Raw genomic sequence first — 16610 nt, 5'->3', positions numbered from 1 at the left:
GCGCGGTGGTCAGGCGCCCGGCGACGGTTTGCCTGTGATGGCCTGCACCACGGTGCGCTGGTGCAGCAGTCCGGTGACGGCACCCTGGCGGTTGACGACGGCGTATTCGTTGCCCTCCAGCCGGGCGAGGAACTGGACCAGCTCCTGCCCCTCGGCCCACTCGGGGACGTACGCCCCTGCGGCGAGACGCCGGGCGGTCGCGTTGACCGCCGTCGTCCCGGCGACCTCCTCGGGGACGGCGAGGAGGGCGCCCTCGTCCACCACGGCTTCGGGGATGCCGGTGGCGCCCGTGATGACGACGGCGGCACCCGGGTGCTCGCGGAGGAGGCGACGGGCGGCGAGAACGGTCGTCCCCGCGGGCAGTCCGAGAGCGCGCTGCTGGAGACGCCCGGCACTGATGGCCGGCAGGCGGAGCCGCATGCGCGCGTTCTCGATGGCCGCCGTGGCACCCATCCACAGGAAGGCGCCCATGACGACGGCGATGATGATCACCGTGAAATCCGGCCAGCGGCCCTGGAGCAGGGGCAGCCCGATCACGACGGCGAGGAGCAGGATCACCAGCACCCTGCCCGCCCACCCCGCGGCGACCGTTCCCTTCTCCTGGCTCCCCGTGGCCTTCCAGACAGCGCTCTCGACGAGTCGGCCGCCGTCGAGTGGCAGGCCGGGGAGCACGTTGAACACCGCGACGAGCAGGTTGGCCCAGACCAGGATGGTCGCCAGGAGGTAGGTGACCGAGCCGGGGGTCATGGCCTGCAGGATGCCCCAGCCGATACCTGCCAGGACGAAGTTCGCGGCCGGCCCCGCGAGGGCGACGAGCAGGGACCGCCCCGGGGACGCGTTGAAGCTGGCGAACTGCGTGTGGCCGCCCCACAGGTTGAGGACGATCCGCGTGGTGGGCCAGCCGAAGGCCCGGGCGGTGAGCGCGTGCGAGAGTTCGTGGATGAGCACGGAGGCGGCGAGCAGGAGCGCGTAGCCGAGGGCGACGGCGTACGCGCCTGCGCCGATCCCGGGGAACGCGTTCGTGACGCGGGGGCCGAACACCAGCACGATGAACACCGTGATGACGAACCAGGACCACGCGAGGACCACGGGGATCCCGGCGATGCGGCCCAGGGACAGTCCCGGGCTCGGCTCTGCTTTCACGGGAGGCGGGGAGCTGGTCATGCTCGCTCCTCCGCGGGGGCCGTGCCGGGGGCAGCGACGAGGGCGGCGAGTTCGGCGGGGGTGCGGCCCTCCAGCGTGCTCCAGTCCGTGCGGCGCGAGTCGGGCGGCAGTGGGACGAAGTGCGGGACGGCCAGTGTCACGAGGCCCGCGGCCAGGGCGGAGGTCACACCCGGCAGGGAATCCTCGATGGCGACCACGCGATCCTTCGTGAGCCCTGGATGATCTGCGGCGAGGAGGTCGAAGCCCAGCTGGTACGCCTCCGGGTCCGGCTTCCCCGCGGAGACGCGGTCGCCGGTGACGAGGTGGGAGAACGTGCCCTCGGGCAGGTGCGAGGCGACGGCCGTCGCCAGCAGTGGTTCGGACATGGTGACCATGGCGCAGGGGATGCCCGCCTGACGCAGGGCCGCCAGGAGTTCGCGCGCGCCGGGTCGCCAGGGCACGTCCGCGGCGACGTCGGCGGCGACGCGCCCGGTCAGGTGTTCGATGATGGCGCTGATCCCGAGGTCCACGCCGGCCTGCTGCAGCCGACCCGCCGAGAAATCGAGGGCCTGGCCGACCAGGGCGGTGGCCTGCTCGATGCTCCAGGTCCCGCCGTGGGACTCGACGAGATCCCTCTCCGCGCGGATCCAGTACGGCTCGGTGTCGACGATGGTTCCATCCATGTCCCAGAGCACGCCCTGCAGTCTCCCGAGGTTCCCGCCGGTGCTGCTGCCGTCCGGCTCGGCCTCGACGCGGGCAAGGGTCTGGACGGTGCCGGTGGGGTGGTGTGCCATGGTCCCAAGTCTACGGTGACCCCTTGACAGGACTGCGCGTCAGCTGTCCGCGTAGCCGTCCAACCTCGCCTGACATGGCCGCGCAGCGGGGTTTAGGGTGAGAACGTGGACAGCTTCGACGAACACCAGCCGACCGGCGTGCAGGATCTCTTCCAGGATGCCGGCGAGCCGGAGCGGCGCATCACCATCATGCTCGCGGCCTTCGAGGGCTGGAACGACGCCGGTGAGGCCGCCAGTGACGCCCTCACCTACATGGGGCGCTTCTTCGGCAGCGAACGCATCTCCACCATCGACGCCGACGAGTTCTACGACTTCCAGTTCACCCGTCCCGTCATCAAGCGGAATTCCGCCGGTCAGCGGCGCATCAAGTGGCCGAACACGCGGATCAGCAAGGCCGTCGTGCCGGATTCGGCCGTGGACCTCATCCTCGTCAACGGCGTGGAGCCCTCCTACAAGTGGCGTGCCTACACGGCCGAACTCGTGGCGCTGGCGAAGGAGCTGAACGTCGACTGCATCGTCCTCGTGGGTGCACTGCTGGCCGACGTACCGCACAGCCGTCCCATCCCGGTGACGGTGACCTCCGACGACGACCTCGTCCGGGAGAGCCTCGAGGTGGAGCCGTCGACCTACGAGGGACCCATCGGGATCGTCGGCGTCCTCGCCGAGATGGGCCTCCTGGCGGACATTCCCACCATGTCACTCTGGGCCGCGGTGCCGCACTACGTCGGTCAGTCGCCGTCGCCGAAGGCGCAGCTCGCGCTGCTCAACAAGCTCGAGGAGATCCTCCAGATCTCGGTGGAGACGCACGTCCTCACCGAGGAGTCCGAAGCCTGGGAGCGCGGGGTCGACGAGCTCGCCACCGAGGACCCCGAGGTGGCCGCCTACGTGCGTCAGCTCGAGGAGGCGAAGGACACCGTCGACCTGCCGGAGGCGAGCGGCGAGTCGATCGCGCGCGAGTTCGAGCGCTACCTGAAGAAGCGCCGCCGCGAGCAGTGAGTGTCGGCGGTAGCAGCCCCGCCCATGAACGCGGCCCGCTGAGCCGCCACGGGATGCCCGCCCGCCGTGCTCACGCATTTTCGGTCGGGGCCGCTGAGCTGCCACGGGATGCCCGCCCGCCGTGCTCACGCATTTTCGGTCGGCCCGCTGAGCTGCCACGGGATGGCCGCCCGCCGTGCTCACGCGTTGCGGTGGCCCGGCGCTCGACCCGGAGGAAGGGCCTAGAGGCGCACCCCGAGCAGGGCGTCCGCCAGGTCGGCGAACTCCTGCCGGCCCGAGCCGTCGCCGTGGATGCCGGCGGCCCAGGCGTCGATCGCGGCCAGCGCCGAGGGGGCGTCGAGGTCGTCCGCGAGGTGCTCCCGGACCTGTGCGAGGAGGCGGGCGACGTCGGCGCGGTCCGCGAGCGCGGCTGCGGACCGCCAGGTGGCGAGCCGTGCGACGGCTTCCTCGAGGACCGCGTCCGTCCAGGACCAGTCCGAGCGGTAGTGGTGCGCGAGGATGGCGACCCGGATGGCTGCCGGGTCCACGCCGGCCCGGCGCAGCTTCGAGACGAGCACCAGGTTGCCGCGTGACTTGCTCATCTTGCCGCCGTCGTAGCCCACCATGCCGGCGTGGGCATAGTGCTGAGCGAGCGGTGAGCCACTCGAGGCCCAGGCGTGCGAGGCGCTCATCTCGTGGTGCGGGAAGACGAGGTCCGAGCCGCCGCCCTGCACCGTGAAGGGAGCCGGGAGGTAGCGGTGTGCGATCACGGCACATTCGATGTGCCAGCCGGGCCTGCCGTCGCCGAGAGTGGCTCCCGGCCAGTTGGGCTCGGCCGGCCGCGCGACGCGCCAGAGGAGTGGATCGAGCGCATTGCGCTTGTGTGGCCGCGCCGGGTCTCCCCCGCGCTCGGCGGACAGGACCACCATGGCGTCGGCGTCGAGGTGCGAGACCTGACCGAGGAACCAGCGGGCGTCGTCGTCCTCGTCCAGCAGGGCGGCCGCATCCAGCGAGAAGTAGACGTCGCCGTCGGGGTCTCCGCCCTCACCGGGGACGGTGTAGGCCAGACCGCGGGACATGAGGTCCTCGACGGCGGGGACGATCCACTCGACCGCCTCGACGGCTCCGACGTAGTGGTCGGGCGGGAGGACATTGAGCGCCTCCATGTCCTCGCGGAAGAGCGCGATCTGCTCGGTGGCGAGGTCCCGCCAGTCGACGCCCGTGGCCGTGGCCCGCTCCAGCAGGGGATCGTCGACATCCGTGACGTTCTGGACGTAGGACACGGTCGAGCCGGCGTCCCGCCAGGTGCGGTTGAGGAGGTCGAAGGCTACGTAGGTGGCCGCATGGCCGAGGTGTGTGGCGTCGTAGGGCGTGATGCCGCAGACGTACAGGCTGCGCTCCGGATGCCGTTCGAGGACCGTCCCTTCCTGCAGGGCCGTGTCGAACAGGGTGATGTCCGACTGGGTGCCGTCGAGTTCAGGGACAGGAGTCGAGTTCCACGCAATCACACGTTCTACCTTACGGCTCGGCGTCAGGCGCTGATGACGCCCAGTCCGAGCAGCACGTAGAGAGCGAGTCCGAGCAGGATCCGGTACCAGACGAAGAGCCCGTACCCGCGGGTCGTCACGAACTTCAGGAACCAGCCGATGATCGCGAAGCCGACGACGAAGGCCACCACGGTGGCGAGGGCCGTCTCGGGCAGCGCGTACGGTCCGGTCTCGTCGTAGCTCTTGACCAGCTGGAAGACACCGCTGCCGAACACCGCGGGGATGGCGAGGAGGAACGAGTAGCGCGCCGCAGCCTCCCGCGTGTACCCCATGAAGAGGCCCGCGGTGATGGTCCCGCCCGATCGCGACACGCCCGGGACGAGGGCCAGCGCCTGGGCGAGCCCGAAGAGGATGCCATGCCGGTAGGTGAGGGTGTGCAGCTCCCGCGTCTGGCGCCCCACATGGTCAGCGACGGCGAGGATCAGCCCGAAGACGATCAGCATCGTCGCCACGATCCACATACTGCGGAACGTGCTCTCGATCTGGTCCTGGAAGAGGAGCCCGAGCACAACGATCGGGACGCTTCCGAGGATCACGAGCCATCCCATGCGGGCATCCGGGTCGTTCCGGGGGACGGTGCCCCGCAACGCTCCGAACCACGCCTTCACGATCCGGACGATGTCCCGCCAGAAGAAGACCACGACGGCGGTCTCGGTGCCCAGCTGGGTGATGGCGGTGAACGCGGCTCCCGGATCCTGCGCGTTGGGGAGGAGTTCGCCGACGATGCGCAGGTGGGCGCTCGAGGAGATGGGGAGGAACTCGGTGAGGCCCTGGACGAATCCCAGGATGACAGCTTCTATCCAATGCACGCTAATGACCCTAAGCCATGCAGCCGGGCGCAGGCCCTAGGCTTGGCCTCATGCAACGGCGAAACGTGGGAGCGAGCGGCCTGACCGTCTCCGCTCTGGGACTCGGCACCATGAACTGGGGCCAGGAGGTCGACGAGGAATCGGCGCGTGAGCAGCTGCGCCTCTTCACGGATGCCGGCGGCACCCTCGTGGAGACGGCGGCGCGCTACGGCGAGGGTCAGTCGGAGGCCATGCTGGGCGGCTTCATCAATGACACCGTGGCCCGCTCGGAGCTCGTCCTGGTGGTCCAGGGGGGAACCACGAGGTCCGGCAGCAGGAGGCTGGACAGTTCGCGGCGCGGCCTTCTCGACTCGCTCGACGCGTCCCTGGCCCTGCTGGGTACGGACCACGCGGACGTCTGGCTGGCGCCCTCCCCCGATCCCGCCGTGCCGCTGCCCGAGATCCTCAGCGCCCTCGACGTGGCCTACTCGTCCGGCCGGGCCCGCTACGTCGGTGTCTCCAACTACGCGGGGTGGGAGTTCGCACGCGCGGCCGCCGCCGCGTCCTTCCCGCTCCTCGTGAACGACGTCGAGTACTCCCTCGTGAACCGCGGCGCGGAGCGCGACGTCTTCCCCGCGGCGGCGGCTTCGGGCGCGGGGATCCTCGCCTGGGGTGCGCTCGGCCGGGGTGTCCTGACGGGGAAGTACCGCGGGAGGATCCCGTCCGAATCGAGGGGCGCCTCCGACGTCTGGTCGCCCTACGTGGAGCCCTACCTGTCAGGGAAGCCGCAACGGATCACCGAGGCACTGTGCACGGCTTCGCGCGGGCTGGACCTGCAACCCCACGAGGTGGCGCTGCGATGGCTGCTGCACCGGCCCGGCGTGGCCTCGGCCATCATCGGCGCCCGCACACCCCAGCAGCTGAAGGAGATCCTCCAGGTCAGCGGCGCACCCGTCGCAGGGCCGATCTCCGAGGTCCTCGACGAGGTCTCCGCGCTGCTTCCCTGAGATTCCGGGCAGGCTGCGCGTGAGTGGCCGGGCTGCGCGTGAGTGGCCGGGCCGCGCATGAGTGGCCGGACCGCGCGTGAGCGGCGAGCCCTCAGCGTGAGCGGCGATCAGAAGGTCGAGCGCTCCGGGCGAGAGCCCTGGCGTGAGAGGTCAGTGCTCGATCTCGGCGTCGACGAGGTCGGAGGCGTACTCGGCGTCGTCATTGTCGTCGTTATCGTCGTCGTCGTCCGACTCTTCGTAGATCTCGAGCGGGGTGACCTCACCGAACGCGTCGTACAGGGCTTCCTCGTAGACTTCGAAGGCGTCGGCGATGCCGAGGTAGGCCGCCTCCACCGCGGGATCGTCCTCCCGCCTCCGTGACGCCGAGGCAGCAAGATGCTCTTCGAGGGCTGTCACGAGGGACTGGAGCGCGACACGCGGATCAATGCTCATGGCCTAGACGTTATCGGTAAAGTGGTCGAAATTGGAGGGATATGCGAGAACATTTTCTGAACGCGACAGCCGTCCGGGAGCGCGATTACGGGCGGCAATACGAGTACCTGGTGCTCACCGTCACCGCGGGTGAACCTCTCCCCGCGGCGCGGAAACTGCTCACCGAACATGCCGAGTACGGCAAGTGGGAGCTCGAGCGCAGCTGCATCTACATGGGCGGCAGCAGGCGCTACTGGCTGAGGCGGAAGGTCCTGCGCGTGGAGCGCACGGCCTGACCCCACCGGGCTACCGGTCGGTCAGGTCCCGGAACCATCGGTCGGTCACGACGACGGCGGCCCCAGCAGCGAGGTCGCGACCGTCGACCGGGCTGATTCGACGGTCGACGGATGGAACTGCCCCGCCAGGGCATCACGGTGCAGGCGCACCACCTCGGAGTCCCCCGAGAAGCCCGACCCTCCCCCCACATGCAGCGCGACCCCTGTCGCCTCCACAGCGGCGTCGACCGCGTGGGTCTTGAGGGTCACGAGGCGCGGGAACCACGCCGGTCCGGCCTCGTCCCCCGCATCGAGGTTGCGTATGACGTTCTCGAGTTCGGCATCCGCAGATGTGCGCCGCATCGCCGCCCCCGCGAGCAGGTTCCGCAGCACCGGGTCGTCGGCGAGCGGTCGTCCTGCGGTGTGGCTCCGCCTCCGCAGGAGCGACTGCGCCGCGAGTTCCAGCGCACGGTCGGCGATGCCGAGATAGACCGCGGCGATGAGGGTCTCGAACGCGGCGAAGATCCCGAAGACCAGGAGGTCCGCGTTCGGTCCGACGGGGAGGCGGCGGAAGACGGCGGCTGCAGGGACACGGACATCGGTGAGGCGTGTGGTGTTCGACTGCGTGGCCCGCATACCGAGGGGATTCCAGTCGGCCAAGGTTTCCACCCCGGGCGTACCGCGCGGAACGAAGGCGTGCAGGATCGAGTCCTCGGCGCCGTCGCGCCCCTCGAGCTTGCCGAAGACACCGAGCCGGGTCCAGACGGGCGAGAGACTCGTGAAGACCTTGGTGCCGGTGTAGCCGTATCCGCCGTCGGGGGTCCGTTCGACGCGCGTCAGGGAGTCGAAGAGGACGGCGTCGTTGCCCGGCTCGGACACCCCGAACGCGAAGACCTCGCCGCGGGCGACGTCGTCGAGCACGAATTCCAGGCTGGTGTCACCGCGGTCCGCGAGCAGGCCGGCCACCGCCGTCCAGACGAGGTGCATGTTGGTGCCGAGGGCGGTGGCCGGCGCCGCGGAGGCCAGGAGACGCTGGGCCCGGGCTGCGCGCGTCAGCCCGCCCGAAGCGCCGGGCCGCACGTCCGCGAGTATGCGGAGATACCCGCCGGCCGCCAGGTCGTCGAAATCCTCCGTGAAGAAGGAGTTCGCGGCGTCGTAGCCTGCGGCCCTGCACCGGAAGCGCTCGAGCAGCTCCGCGGTGAGGAGCTGACCGGCGGCCGTTGCGGACGTCGTCGTCATGATCGCCCCTGCCGTCCCGACACCTGCCGTCAGTAGGTGGTGAGCAGGCGGGCGAGCACCTTGGCGCCGAAGCGGAGCGAATCCGCGGGCACGCGCTCGTCGACGCCGTGGAACATGCCGGTGAAGTCGAGATCGTCCGGCAGTTGCAGGGGTGCGAAGCCGTACCCGGTGATGCCGAGGCGGCTGAGCGACTTGTTGTCCGTGCCGCCCGAGAGCGTGTACGGCAGCACCTTGGCGCCAGGATCCTCGGCGTGCAGGGCATCGATCATCGAGTCGACGAGATTTCCCGCGAACGGCACCTCGAGGGAGGTGTCCTTGTGCTCGTAGCTCACGTCGACGCCCTCCCCCGCGAGTCCGCGGATGATCTCCAGGACCTGGTCCTGCTGGCCCGGGAGGGTGCGCACGTCGATCAGCGCCTCGGCGGTGCCGGGGATGACGTTGTGCTTGTACCCGCCCTTGAGGACCGTAGGATTCGCCGTGTTCTGCAGCGTCGCCCCGACGAAGCGCGCCACAGTGCCGAGTTCCCGCAGGAGGATGTCAGGATTGTCCGGGTCGAACTCGACGCCGGTCAGTTCGGTGACGCCGTCGAGGAACTGGCGCGTGGTGGGCGTGAGCTCGATGGGCCAGGCGTGGTCACCGATGCGCGTGACGGCCCGGGCGAGGGCGGTCACCGCGTTGTCGGTGTTGATCTGCGAGCCGTGCCCGGCCCGGCCGTGGGCCACCAGCCGCAGCCAGGAGATACCCTTCTCGGCGGTCTGCAGCAGGTAGGTGCGCTGCCCGCCGATGGTCGCCGAGAAGCCGCCCACCTCGGAGATGGCCTCGGTGGCACCCTCGAAGACCTCGGGCTTGTTCTCCACGAGCCAGGAGGCACCGTACGCGCCGCCGGCTTCCTCGTCGGCGAAGAACCCGAAGATGAGGTCCCGCTGCGGTTTGACGCCGTCGCGCTGCATGGAGCGGAGGACGGACAGGATCATCGCGTCCATGTCCTTCATGTCCACAGCGCCACGGCCCCAGATGAGCCCGTCCTTCTCCTCCCCGCCGAAGGGGTCGACGGTCCAGTCCTCCTTCTGTGCGGGCACGACGTCGAGGTGCCCGTGCACGACGAGGGCCGGGAGCGACGGATCCGCGCCCTCCATGCGCGCGACGACGGACGTGCGGCCGGGAGCGGCTTCGAACAGTTCCGTGGACAGGCCCACCTCCTCGATGAGGCCGGCGGTGTACTCGGCGGCGGATCGCTCCCCCGGACCGGCGTTGTCGCCGAAGTTCGAGGTGTCGAACCGGATCAGTTCCTGGCAGATCCTGACGACTTCATCTTCGGGGGTGATGCCCATGTGGTCCTCCTGGGTAGCAGTTGCTGCCCAGCCTACCGAGGGTGGCGGGCGCCGTGGGGACTGGCGGGTGAGCGGTCGTTCCGCCCGACGGCTTCGTCATCGCCGCTGTGTCGGGCCTCATGGTGCTCACCCTCGGCGTCCTCGGTTGTGCGCTCACCGTCATCACCGCGAGGTCTGCCGTCGGCCCGCGAAGCGGATGGGGAGAACCGGTCACCGCGACCGGCGAGAAACCCCGGCGGTATGACCGTGGCCACGGCTGTTCCGCAGCGGGTCCGGCGAACGCTCGAGTGGCGCCCAGCGCGACCGGCTCGCCGCGCTTAGGGTGGATCATCATGAACCGGTACACGACCTCTCCCCCGCCGTCACCCGCGATTGATCGCTCGATGGTTCTCCTCGGTACCGGCGGGACGATGGGGCGGGGCGGCTTCTGGTTCCGAGCCGGCGCCTATGCCGTCGACCTCGCCGCAGGCTTGCTGTTGTGGAGTGGTGCCTTCGTCCTCCTGGCTGTGGCCGGCGGGGAGGAGGACGCCCTTCCGCTGATCGTCCTCGTCGGGAGCTTCGTCATCGCCGTCGTCGTCTATGGCGTCATCTACGGTACGCGGCGGACTCTCGGACAATTGTTGTTCGGGTTGCGGACCGTCAGGACCATCGATGGTAGACGCGTCGGAGCGTGGCGCGGCATCTGGCGCATGCTCGGCGGCGCTCTGCTCGTGCCCGGGGTGCCACTCCTCGTCATCGGTCTGATTCTGAGCGCCAGCTCGTACACGGTCATCGACAGGCCCGTGCGCTTCGCGGTCGTCCGCACGCGCTGACCCGACCGACGGTCGGCGTGGAGTGGCAGGCCGAGGTATTCGTCCTTCACGCTGAGGACGGTGGCCGGGGCACCTCTCGACCGGGCGATCTTACGGCCGGTATCGGTCGGAGCATCCGTCATCTGTCGTGAACAGATTCAGGGAAGCTGTCGAAGGCCCGTGAAAACCATCGGCAAGATCTTGGAATAATTCGACACAAAAGTCCCTGCATGACGTCTGATGAAAGGAGATGTCAGCGGTCCGCCGACGACTGGCAGCGAGATGATTCATTGATCGCGACAACCTCCCCGTGGAGACTACCCCTTGCCCCTGATATCTCGTTTTCTTAGCGATATCGGTATGACCGGAACCTCCGATTCGACCCTCGGACCTCGATGGTGAGGTCCCCTCGAGAAACTGCGCTAAAACTGCGCCCCCAGCTTCGCAGGAACATTGATCATGCCGGACAATAAAAGGTTCTAGCACTTTCTCTGCAAACTCACGGTCGAGTGTTGTCGATGAGTACGCCCATCGAGGTTTCGCTTCGTTGGCGCCCGAAAGCAAGGCTGATGATGAATAAACAAAACAAAGCTCAGTGCGCTTCGCTGATGAGTAGGAGCGCGTCGTTCGTGGAGGAACTGGCGTCGTCGCTGACCCTCTACGTGGACCTGCAGGAGATCTCCCCCAAGCTCAGCAAGGACTGCCGGGCTGATGTCGAAGCGGCTTCCTGGATGCTCAGGTGCCTGGAGGACAAGAAGGTGACGATCCAGGAGATGCAACGCCAGGCATTGCCTCGCGTTGGCAACGGGACTTCGTTCAAGCTCAGGGCTGCGGCTCTGGACCACGACCGGCCGACGTCGACCAGCGATGATGTACTCAAAACGGCGTGACGCCGCAGCCCCGACGAGGGCGTACGCGCAGCCCCGTCTTCGGGATCGGGTCGGTCCGATGACCGTGCCATCCATCCACCCTCCAGTGGGTTTCCTTCCCGGCGTGATCGACGCCGCAAAAATAGCCGTTGCAGAGCTCGCCATTATCACCGACGCCGCACAGAAAATCCTCTACGCGTCGGATTCCTTCACCCTCAACACCGGCTACCTGTCCGAGGATGTCCTGGGGAAGACGTGTCGATTTCTGCAAGGGCCCGGTTCGAGCCAGTCGACCATTCGTGACATGAATCAGGTCCTGGCCTCCGGCGGCATTTTCGAAGGAGAGATCCTCAATTACCGTAAGAACGGATCGGCTTTTTGGTCCGATTTGAAAGTCACGCCCCTGCGCCTGGGCGTCGACCATGCGATCACCCATTATGTGAGTGTGCAGCGCGACGTGAGCAATCGGGTAGCGCTGGTGAATCAACTGCATCATCAGGCACTTCGCGATCACCTCACCGGATTACCGAACAGGAGTGCAACAGAGCAGGCCGTGACGAAGGTCCTGAGGAGACCGAAATCGGGAACGTCCGACCTCCTGATCGGTCTGATCGATCTGGATGATTTCCGGAGGATCAACAACATCTACGGGCACGCCGCCGGCGACGCCGTCCTCCGGCAGTGGTCCGACCGGATGAGGAATGCCCTCAGTAGTGACGACTTCCTCGGACGTATCGGCGGAGACGAGTTCCTTCTCATCCTCGAACCCGACCAATGGCTCGTTGGTAGTGCTGACATGGTCCGCGAGCTGGACCGGCTCCACCGAGTGGTCGAGAAGCCCTTCGTCATCGATGGCCAGGAAGTGGTCATCGGCATGAGCATGGGCATCGTCAGCGTTCCCCGGGAGCTGACCTCCGCCGAGATGGTGCTCCACACGGCCGATCGGTGTCTTTATGACGTGAAGGACAATCGAGCCGACCGGTCGGCCTGGTGGAACCTGGGAACCGTACGGTCGACGCCCGAGCACCCTGCACGTGGCCTCTCGATGCACGGCGACGCAAGCAACGGGCACACAGTGGGCCAGAATGGCCAGAATGGCCAGGATTCGCCGGGGACGACAACCTGGGCTCCCGGGTCCGAGTTCTCTCCCGCCGCAGTGTTCATCGACCTCCAGCCAGTTGTCGATCTTCGCGACGGATCGATCCACCTCTTCGAGGCGTTGGCCCGCCTGCACCTACCCGATGGCCGCACAGCACATCCCGACCAATTCTTGCCCTACCTGACGGACGAGGACGAGCATGTCCTCTTCACGACGGTCCTCGACCAGGCGCTCCGCGTGTTGACGCGATGGGACGAGGACGGTGTGCGTCACAACATCTCCGTCAACGTGCCGCCTGTCGTCCTCCAGGACACCGCCACCGCAGGAATAGTCAAGGCGCTGTTGGACGCACACGCCCTCGCACCGTCACGCCTGGGACTGGAAATCCTCGAATCCCAGGTCATGAACCTCGACACCCAGCGGGCCTCGGTCGAGCAACTCGTCGACCTCGGAGTGGGGCTGGCCATCGACGATCTCGGTGCCGGCCACAGCAGCCTCCAACGGCTCGCCACCTTCCCGTTCAACGCGCTCAAGCTGGACAAGGGTCTCTTCGGCAACGTCCAGGACAGGCCGCTGGAATCCCTGAGCATCATGGCCACCCTCATCCAGATGGGCCGGGACCTCGACATGGGTGTCGTCATCGAAGGCCTCGAGGACGAGAGCCTGACCGAAGCAGCGATCGTGCTGGGCGCATCCCTGGGACAGGGCTACTTCTTCGCCAAACCGCAATCTCCGGCGCTCAGCCGTCAATGGCTTGAGACGTTCTCGCTCACACTCCACCAGACACCGATCAAGACACTGCTGGGAGCACTCGCCTATCACTGGCAGTTCGCCCGACTGAGCTCACCCCACCCGTTGGACCTCGAACACTGCCCCCTCGCACGCTTCATCGGCGAACTCGGCTCCCCCGACGACGCTCCACTCTGGCACGCAAAACAACACACCGACAACGGCATCCACCGAGCATCAAGCCGCCACCTCATCGACTGGCTCTCCTCACTCATCCGCCCCCGACCAACGCCCGGAGTCCGCGAAGACAGCGCTGCAGGATGACAGGGCGAGCATTCCCAGACAGGCGAGCATTCCCAGGCAGAGGACGCCCTCGGTCATGGCATGGCGGGCGATCGACGGCTTGGATGTGCGATTCATGGGAAGAGCTCCTCATGTGGGAAGTATGTGGAGCTCCGACTTTCGTCGATCCTGCACCCCAGCACATCGCCCGCAGCGGTGAGTGCTTCTCTTCCCGCAGGCCTAGAAGAACTCAGTGCGGTCGTTCAGGGGCTGGTTCAAGTCCAGGGTCCCGTCGGTGACGAACCGAAAGAAGGAGCGCAACGTCTTTGCACTTCGAGGACGATGTCAACTGCGCTCACCTCATTGTCATTCGACCCTTTTAGCAGCGCCATACGGGTGACTCACATCTCCATCTCCTGGCGTCCAAACCGAGCCAGCCCGTCCGTTGACATCCGCGCCACGACCAGTAGCGCGTCCACAGCGCCGAAAATGCGTGGCGCACACACGTCCGTTCTTGAATCTCAGAAGATTCAGACTCCCCTTATCGCGCGGTCTTCAGAACCGTGTCACCCTGAGGCGATGCGACTACTGCGATATTCCATCAACGTCTCGCTCGACGGCTGCGTAGATCACATGACCGGCACCGTGAATGAGGAATCCCACCACCACGCGGCAAAGACCATTGCCCGCGCCGATGCCATCATCCTCGGCCGCACCACCTACGAGCTCATGGAGTTCTGGCGTACAGCTGAGGATCTACCGCCATGGATGCGTCCGTTCAAGGACTCGATCAATGCGGCCAAGAAGTACCTGGTGTCCAACACGCGCGAACCGGACGGTTGGAATACCGAGTCGCTCACCGGCGACCCTGTCCAAGCGATCAGGAAGCTGAAGGAGCAACCCGGAGACGGACTATACGTCGGCGGCGTCACGCTGCCCCTCGCGCTTGCCGACGCCGGACTCATCGACGAGTACGAGTTTGTCGTCTCCCCCACCCTCGTCGGCCACGGACCCCGGCTCTTCGAGGGGCTCGCAAAGCCACTCAACCTGGAGCTCGTCGGCACGACCGACTTCGCCTCAGGAGTACGGGCAGAACGCTACATCCCGGTCAGAGGCTCCTAGCACGACCTTCGAAATCCCGCCCTCCCGCCAGCGAGCTCCCTACATTCCTTGATGTGTAGATATGCAGATCTATAGGGTTCTGGATCCCGTGGCGGAGATGGACGCTATATGCGGAGGGGCGAGGATCCTCCTTCAGGTAGCCCAGGACGGTGCGATGGGGCGGCATTGTCAGAGTCGCGCCGTCAGTAAAGAGCGCCTTAGATATGATCTGTCGCGAAAATCAACAAGCGCGAGTAGTAGTGCTCCATAGATTCAGGTACTGAGTATTGCTACACGAAATGAGCTTCCACAGGCTCGTTCGCGGTGTCTCGGCCGTGTGTAGCGAATACGTTCGTTTGCGCCACCCTCACGCCGGCAGTCCCTTGAGGGCTCGTTGAATGAGATGGCCCAGAGGCGGTGGTGTTGTAGTCAGAGCGCATGTGTTCGCGTGTGCTGTATAGGTAACGGACACCGACAGCTCGTGTTGGTGCGCTCCCGAATCGCGCAGTGAGGGGATACGGCAACTCCTTCTGCCGTATCCCCTCACCCTCGTGGACTCAAGCGATGGCCGAATGATCAGCTAAAGGTCAGCGTCGGCCCGGACCGGCAGACTGCCTGTATTCGCCGGCCGTGATTGTGCCGAGCTCGTTCGCTCCGTCGAGGGTGCCTTCAGTGATGCCTGCCGAGTCGGTCGTGGTCCCCCCGGTGTAGACGGTGTAGGTCTCGCCGTCCGTGATCGTGGCCGAGGAAAAGATCAGCGACGCCATGTCCTTGCTGGTCACGAAGGCTCCGACCACGGTGCCGTTCGATGACGCGATCTGGAGGGCCGTGCCGGCGGGTACCGTGGATCCGAAGGCGATCTGGACGGCAGACTGGGTGGATGCGCTGCCTGGTGTTACGACCATGCCGGCGCTGCCAGCGGCGGCAAGGGTCCCGCCGTCGACGGTGATTTCTCCGTTCACATCCAGCGCACCGTTGCCTTAGCCCGACGGCCCGTTCACGACGACGGTGCCGCCGGTGATACTGGCATCGCCGTTCGAGTCCAGTCCGTCACCCTCGGAGTCGATGGTGAGACTGCCGCCGGCTACCGTCACCGTGTAGTCCCCTACTTCCATTTCTCCCATGCCGCTGCTGGAGGCCGATGAGCCTCCGGCGGCGTTCACGCCGTCGTCACTGGAGGTGATCTCGGTGGTGCCTCCGTTGATGATGATGTGCTGGGCTTCCAGGCCTTCGACGGAGTCGGTCACGTTCACCGTCCCCGCATTCACGGTGAGGGTGGTAGTCGCCTTGACTCCGTCGTCACCCGAGGACACCACGAGTTCTCCGCCGTAGACGGTGAACCAACCGCGGCCGTCCTCGTCCTCATTGGTGGACTTGATCCCGTCGCCGCCCGCAGTCACGTCATAGGTTCCGCCGAGCAGTGCGATGTAGTCCTTGCCCTTGATACCGTCGTAGACCGCTTTGACGGTGACGTCTCCGGCGGCGAGGACGAGGCCGTCCTTGGAGACGATTCCGTCGTTGGCGTTGCCGTTCACCGTCAGGCTTCCGCCGCCGGCGATAGTGAGGTCGGCCATCGAGTACAGGGCGGCACTGGGTGCGTCGGTGCCGGTGTCAGCGTAGGAGTCGGCGTCGGTCAGGGTGTTCGTGCTGCCGTCCTCGAGGTACACCAGGGATTCGTTCGAACTCGTGACGACGAACGGGGAGCCGGTGCTGCTTGTCAGCTCCACGCCGTCGAGGATGATACGGACCACGTCCTCCTCCCCCGCAGCGACGACCACCTGGCCGTCGCTGAGGCTTCCGGACAAGCGGTAGGTACCGGCTGCGGTGATGGTGACGGTGTCGCCGTCCACTGTTACACCGTCGCCCGCGGCGCTGCTGGCGCCGTCCGTGAGAGTGACCACTACTTCTTCCGCTGCGTCCCAGGTCAGGTCGTCAGCGTCGTAGTGGGTGTCCTCCGTGATTGCGGCGGCATCGGCGGCATCGGCGGTGACGTCGGTCGTCGCGTCGGTCGTGGTGTCGGTGCTGGTGTCGGTGTCGGTGTCGGTAGTGGTGCTGGTGCTGGTATCGGTGGTGGTGCCAGTCGCGGTGCCGGCGTTCGTGGTGGCGCCGGTACTGCATCCGGCGAGTGAGATGGCCAGCGCCAGGGCGGCGACCGATGTTTTGAGGGCCGTTCCGCGGGTGGTGGCGGGAAAGAGTTGCATGGGGGCGTCCTTAGGTCTTGGGAAGCGG

15 protein-coding genes and 1 pseudogene are annotated in these 16610 nt (G+C 66.9%); 7 read left to right on the top strand and 9 right to left on the bottom strand.

What is annotated here, in order from left to right; translation table 11 throughout:
- Positions 1-9: 9 nt before the first annotated feature.
- The gene (locus ASF21_RS11245; protein ID WP_055771055.1) at positions 10-1164 is read right to left on the bottom strand and encodes a site-2 protease family protein; all 1155 of its coding nucleotides are present in this window, start codon (positions 1162-1164) and stop codon (positions 10-12) included.
- Positions 1161-1937, bottom strand: a complete 777-nt coding sequence (locus tag ASF21_RS11240) for an HAD family hydrolase (protein ID WP_082471500.1) — start codon at positions 1935-1937, stop codon at positions 1161-1163. Before ASF21_RS11240 ends, ASF21_RS11245 begins: the two co-directional genes overlap by 4 nt.
- Before the next feature lie 105 nt (positions 1938-2042).
- Here ASF21_RS11240 and ASF21_RS11235 point away from each other — a divergent pair, with 105 nt between their 5' ends.
- Entirely contained in the window at positions 2043-2933 is an 891-nt protein-coding gene (locus ASF21_RS11235) for a PAC2 family protein (RefSeq protein WP_055771052.1), read from the top strand.
- 221 nt (positions 2934-3154) lie between these two features.
- On the opposite strand, the gene mshC is transcribed toward ASF21_RS11235, so the two are convergent.
- Together mshC and ASF21_RS11225 are read right to left on the bottom strand one after the other, a co-directional pair.
- Complete coding sequence (gene mshC, locus ASF21_RS11230) at positions 3155-4420, bottom strand: cysteine--1-D-myo-inosityl 2-amino-2-deoxy-alpha-D-glucopyranoside ligase (RefSeq protein ID WP_055771049.1); 1266 nt, start codon at positions 4418-4420, stop codon at positions 3155-3157.
- 23 nt (positions 4421-4443) lie between these two features.
- Positions 4444-5268, bottom strand: coding sequence for an undecaprenyl-diphosphate phosphatase (locus tag ASF21_RS11225; RefSeq protein WP_055771046.1), 825 nt, complete (start codon positions 5266-5268; stop codon positions 4444-4446).
- Between the two features lie 50 nt (positions 5269-5318).
- On the opposite strand from ASF21_RS11225, the gene ASF21_RS11220 reads away from it, so the two are divergent.
- On the top strand, positions 5319-6254 hold the full coding sequence (locus tag ASF21_RS11220) for an aldo/keto reductase (RefSeq protein ID WP_055771043.1): 936 nt from the start codon (positions 5319-5321) through the stop codon (positions 6252-6254).
- 150 nt (positions 6255-6404) lie between these two features.
- Here ASF21_RS11220 and ASF21_RS11215 read toward each other — a convergent pair whose 3' ends face one another.
- A complete protein-coding gene (locus ASF21_RS11215; protein WP_055771040.1) occupies positions 6405-6686 on the bottom strand; it encodes a hypothetical protein in 282 nt (93 codons plus the stop codon).
- Between the two features lie 41 nt (positions 6687-6727).
- On the opposite strand from ASF21_RS11215, the gene ASF21_RS11210 reads away from it, so the two are divergent.
- Complete coding sequence (locus tag ASF21_RS11210; RefSeq protein WP_055771038.1) at positions 6728-6961, top strand: DUF5703 family protein; 234 nt, start codon at positions 6728-6730, stop codon at positions 6959-6961.
- A gap of 45 nt (positions 6962-7006) precedes the next feature.
- On the opposite strand, the gene ASF21_RS11205 is transcribed toward ASF21_RS11210, so the two are convergent.
- On the bottom strand, positions 7007-8179 hold the full coding sequence (locus tag ASF21_RS11205) for an acyl-CoA dehydrogenase family protein (RefSeq protein ID WP_055771034.1): 1173 nt from the start codon (positions 8177-8179) through the stop codon (positions 7007-7009).
- Positions 8180-8208: 29 nt separating this feature from the next.
- A pseudogene (locus tag ASF21_RS11200) lies at positions 8209-9513 on the bottom strand (M20/M25/M40 family metallo-hydrolase); the annotation flags it as partial.
- Positions 9514-9893: 380 nt separating this feature from the next.
- Here ASF21_RS11200 and ASF21_RS17065 point away from each other — a divergent pair.
- From ASF21_RS17065 to ASF21_RS11180, 4 genes are all read left to right on the top strand, one after another.
- On the top strand, positions 9894-10322 hold the full coding sequence (locus ASF21_RS17065) for an RDD family protein (RefSeq protein ID WP_055771028.1): 429 nt from the start codon (positions 9894-9896) through the stop codon (positions 10320-10322).
- A 497-nt stretch (positions 10323-10819) separates the two neighbouring features.
- Complete coding sequence (locus ASF21_RS11190) at positions 10820-11191, top strand: hypothetical protein (RefSeq protein WP_157365880.1); 372 nt, start codon at positions 10820-10822, stop codon at positions 11189-11191.
- Between the two features lie 103 nt (positions 11192-11294).
- Positions 11295-13322: an EAL domain-containing protein gene (locus ASF21_RS11185; RefSeq protein ID WP_162237544.1), complete on the top strand. Its 2028-nt coding sequence runs from the start codon at positions 11295-11297 to the stop codon at positions 13320-13322.
- A gap of 537 nt (positions 13323-13859) precedes the next feature.
- On the top strand, positions 13860-14402 hold the full coding sequence (locus ASF21_RS11180; RefSeq protein WP_055771018.1) for a dihydrofolate reductase family protein: 543 nt from the start codon (positions 13860-13862) through the stop codon (positions 14400-14402).
- Between the two features lie 566 nt (positions 14403-14968).
- Here the strand turns inward: ASF21_RS11180 and ASF21_RS17355 are convergent.
- Together ASF21_RS17355 and ASF21_RS11175 are read right to left on the bottom strand one after the other, a co-directional pair.
- The gene (locus ASF21_RS17355; RefSeq protein WP_235498940.1) at positions 14969-15343 is read right to left on the bottom strand and encodes a hypothetical protein; all 375 of its coding nucleotides are present in this window, start codon (positions 15341-15343) and stop codon (positions 14969-14971) included.
- Between the two features lie 18 nt (positions 15344-15361).
- Positions 15362-16582 (bottom strand): carbohydrate-binding domain-containing protein, encoded by a 1221-nt coding sequence (locus ASF21_RS11175; RefSeq protein ID WP_235498938.1) that lies wholly within the window; start codon positions 16580-16582, stop codon positions 15362-15364.
- Positions 16583-16610: the final 28 nt, after the last annotated feature.

This window comes from Arthrobacter sp. Leaf234 (genome assembly GCF_001422665.1).
Taxonomy (GTDB): domain Bacteria; phylum Actinomycetota; class Actinomycetes; order Actinomycetales; family Micrococcaceae; genus Arthrobacter_D.
This window is presented reverse-complemented; position numbering and strand designations above follow the sequence as displayed.

Coding starts and splice junctions, on each gene's coding strand:
- ASF21_RS11245 (WP_055771055.1), bottom strand. CDS start 1,164: ATGACCAGCTCCCCGCCTCCCGTGAAAGCAGAGCCGAGCCCGGGACTG.
- ASF21_RS11240 (WP_082471500.1), bottom strand. CDS start 1,937: ATGGCACACCACCCCACCGGCACCGTCCAGACCCTTGCCCGCGTCGAG.
- ASF21_RS11220 (WP_055771043.1), top strand. CDS start 5,319: ATGCAACGGCGAAACGTGGGAGCGAGCGGCCTGACCGTCTCCGCTCTG.
- ASF21_RS11215 (WP_055771040.1), bottom strand. CDS start 6,686: ATGAGCATTGATCCGCGTGTCGCGCTCCAGTCCCTCGTGACAGCCCTC.
- ASF21_RS11210 (WP_055771038.1), top strand. CDS start 6,728: ATGCGAGAACATTTTCTGAACGCGACAGCCGTCCGGGAGCGCGATTAC.
- ASF21_RS11205 (WP_055771034.1), bottom strand. CDS start 8,179: ATGACGACGACGTCCGCAACGGCCGCCGGTCAGCTCCTCACCGCGGAG.
- ASF21_RS17065 (WP_055771028.1), top strand. CDS start 9,894: ATGGTTCTCCTCGGTACCGGCGGGACGATGGGGCGGGGCGGCTTCTGG.
- ASF21_RS11190 (WP_157365880.1), top strand. CDS start 10,820: ATGAGTACGCCCATCGAGGTTTCGCTTCGTTGGCGCCCGAAAGCAAGG.
- ASF21_RS11180 (WP_055771018.1), top strand. CDS start 13,860: ATGCGACTACTGCGATATTCCATCAACGTCTCGCTCGACGGCTGCGTA.
- ASF21_RS11175 (WP_235498938.1), bottom strand. CDS start 16,582: ATGCAACTCTTTCCCGCCACCACCCGCGGAACGGCCCTCAAAACATCG.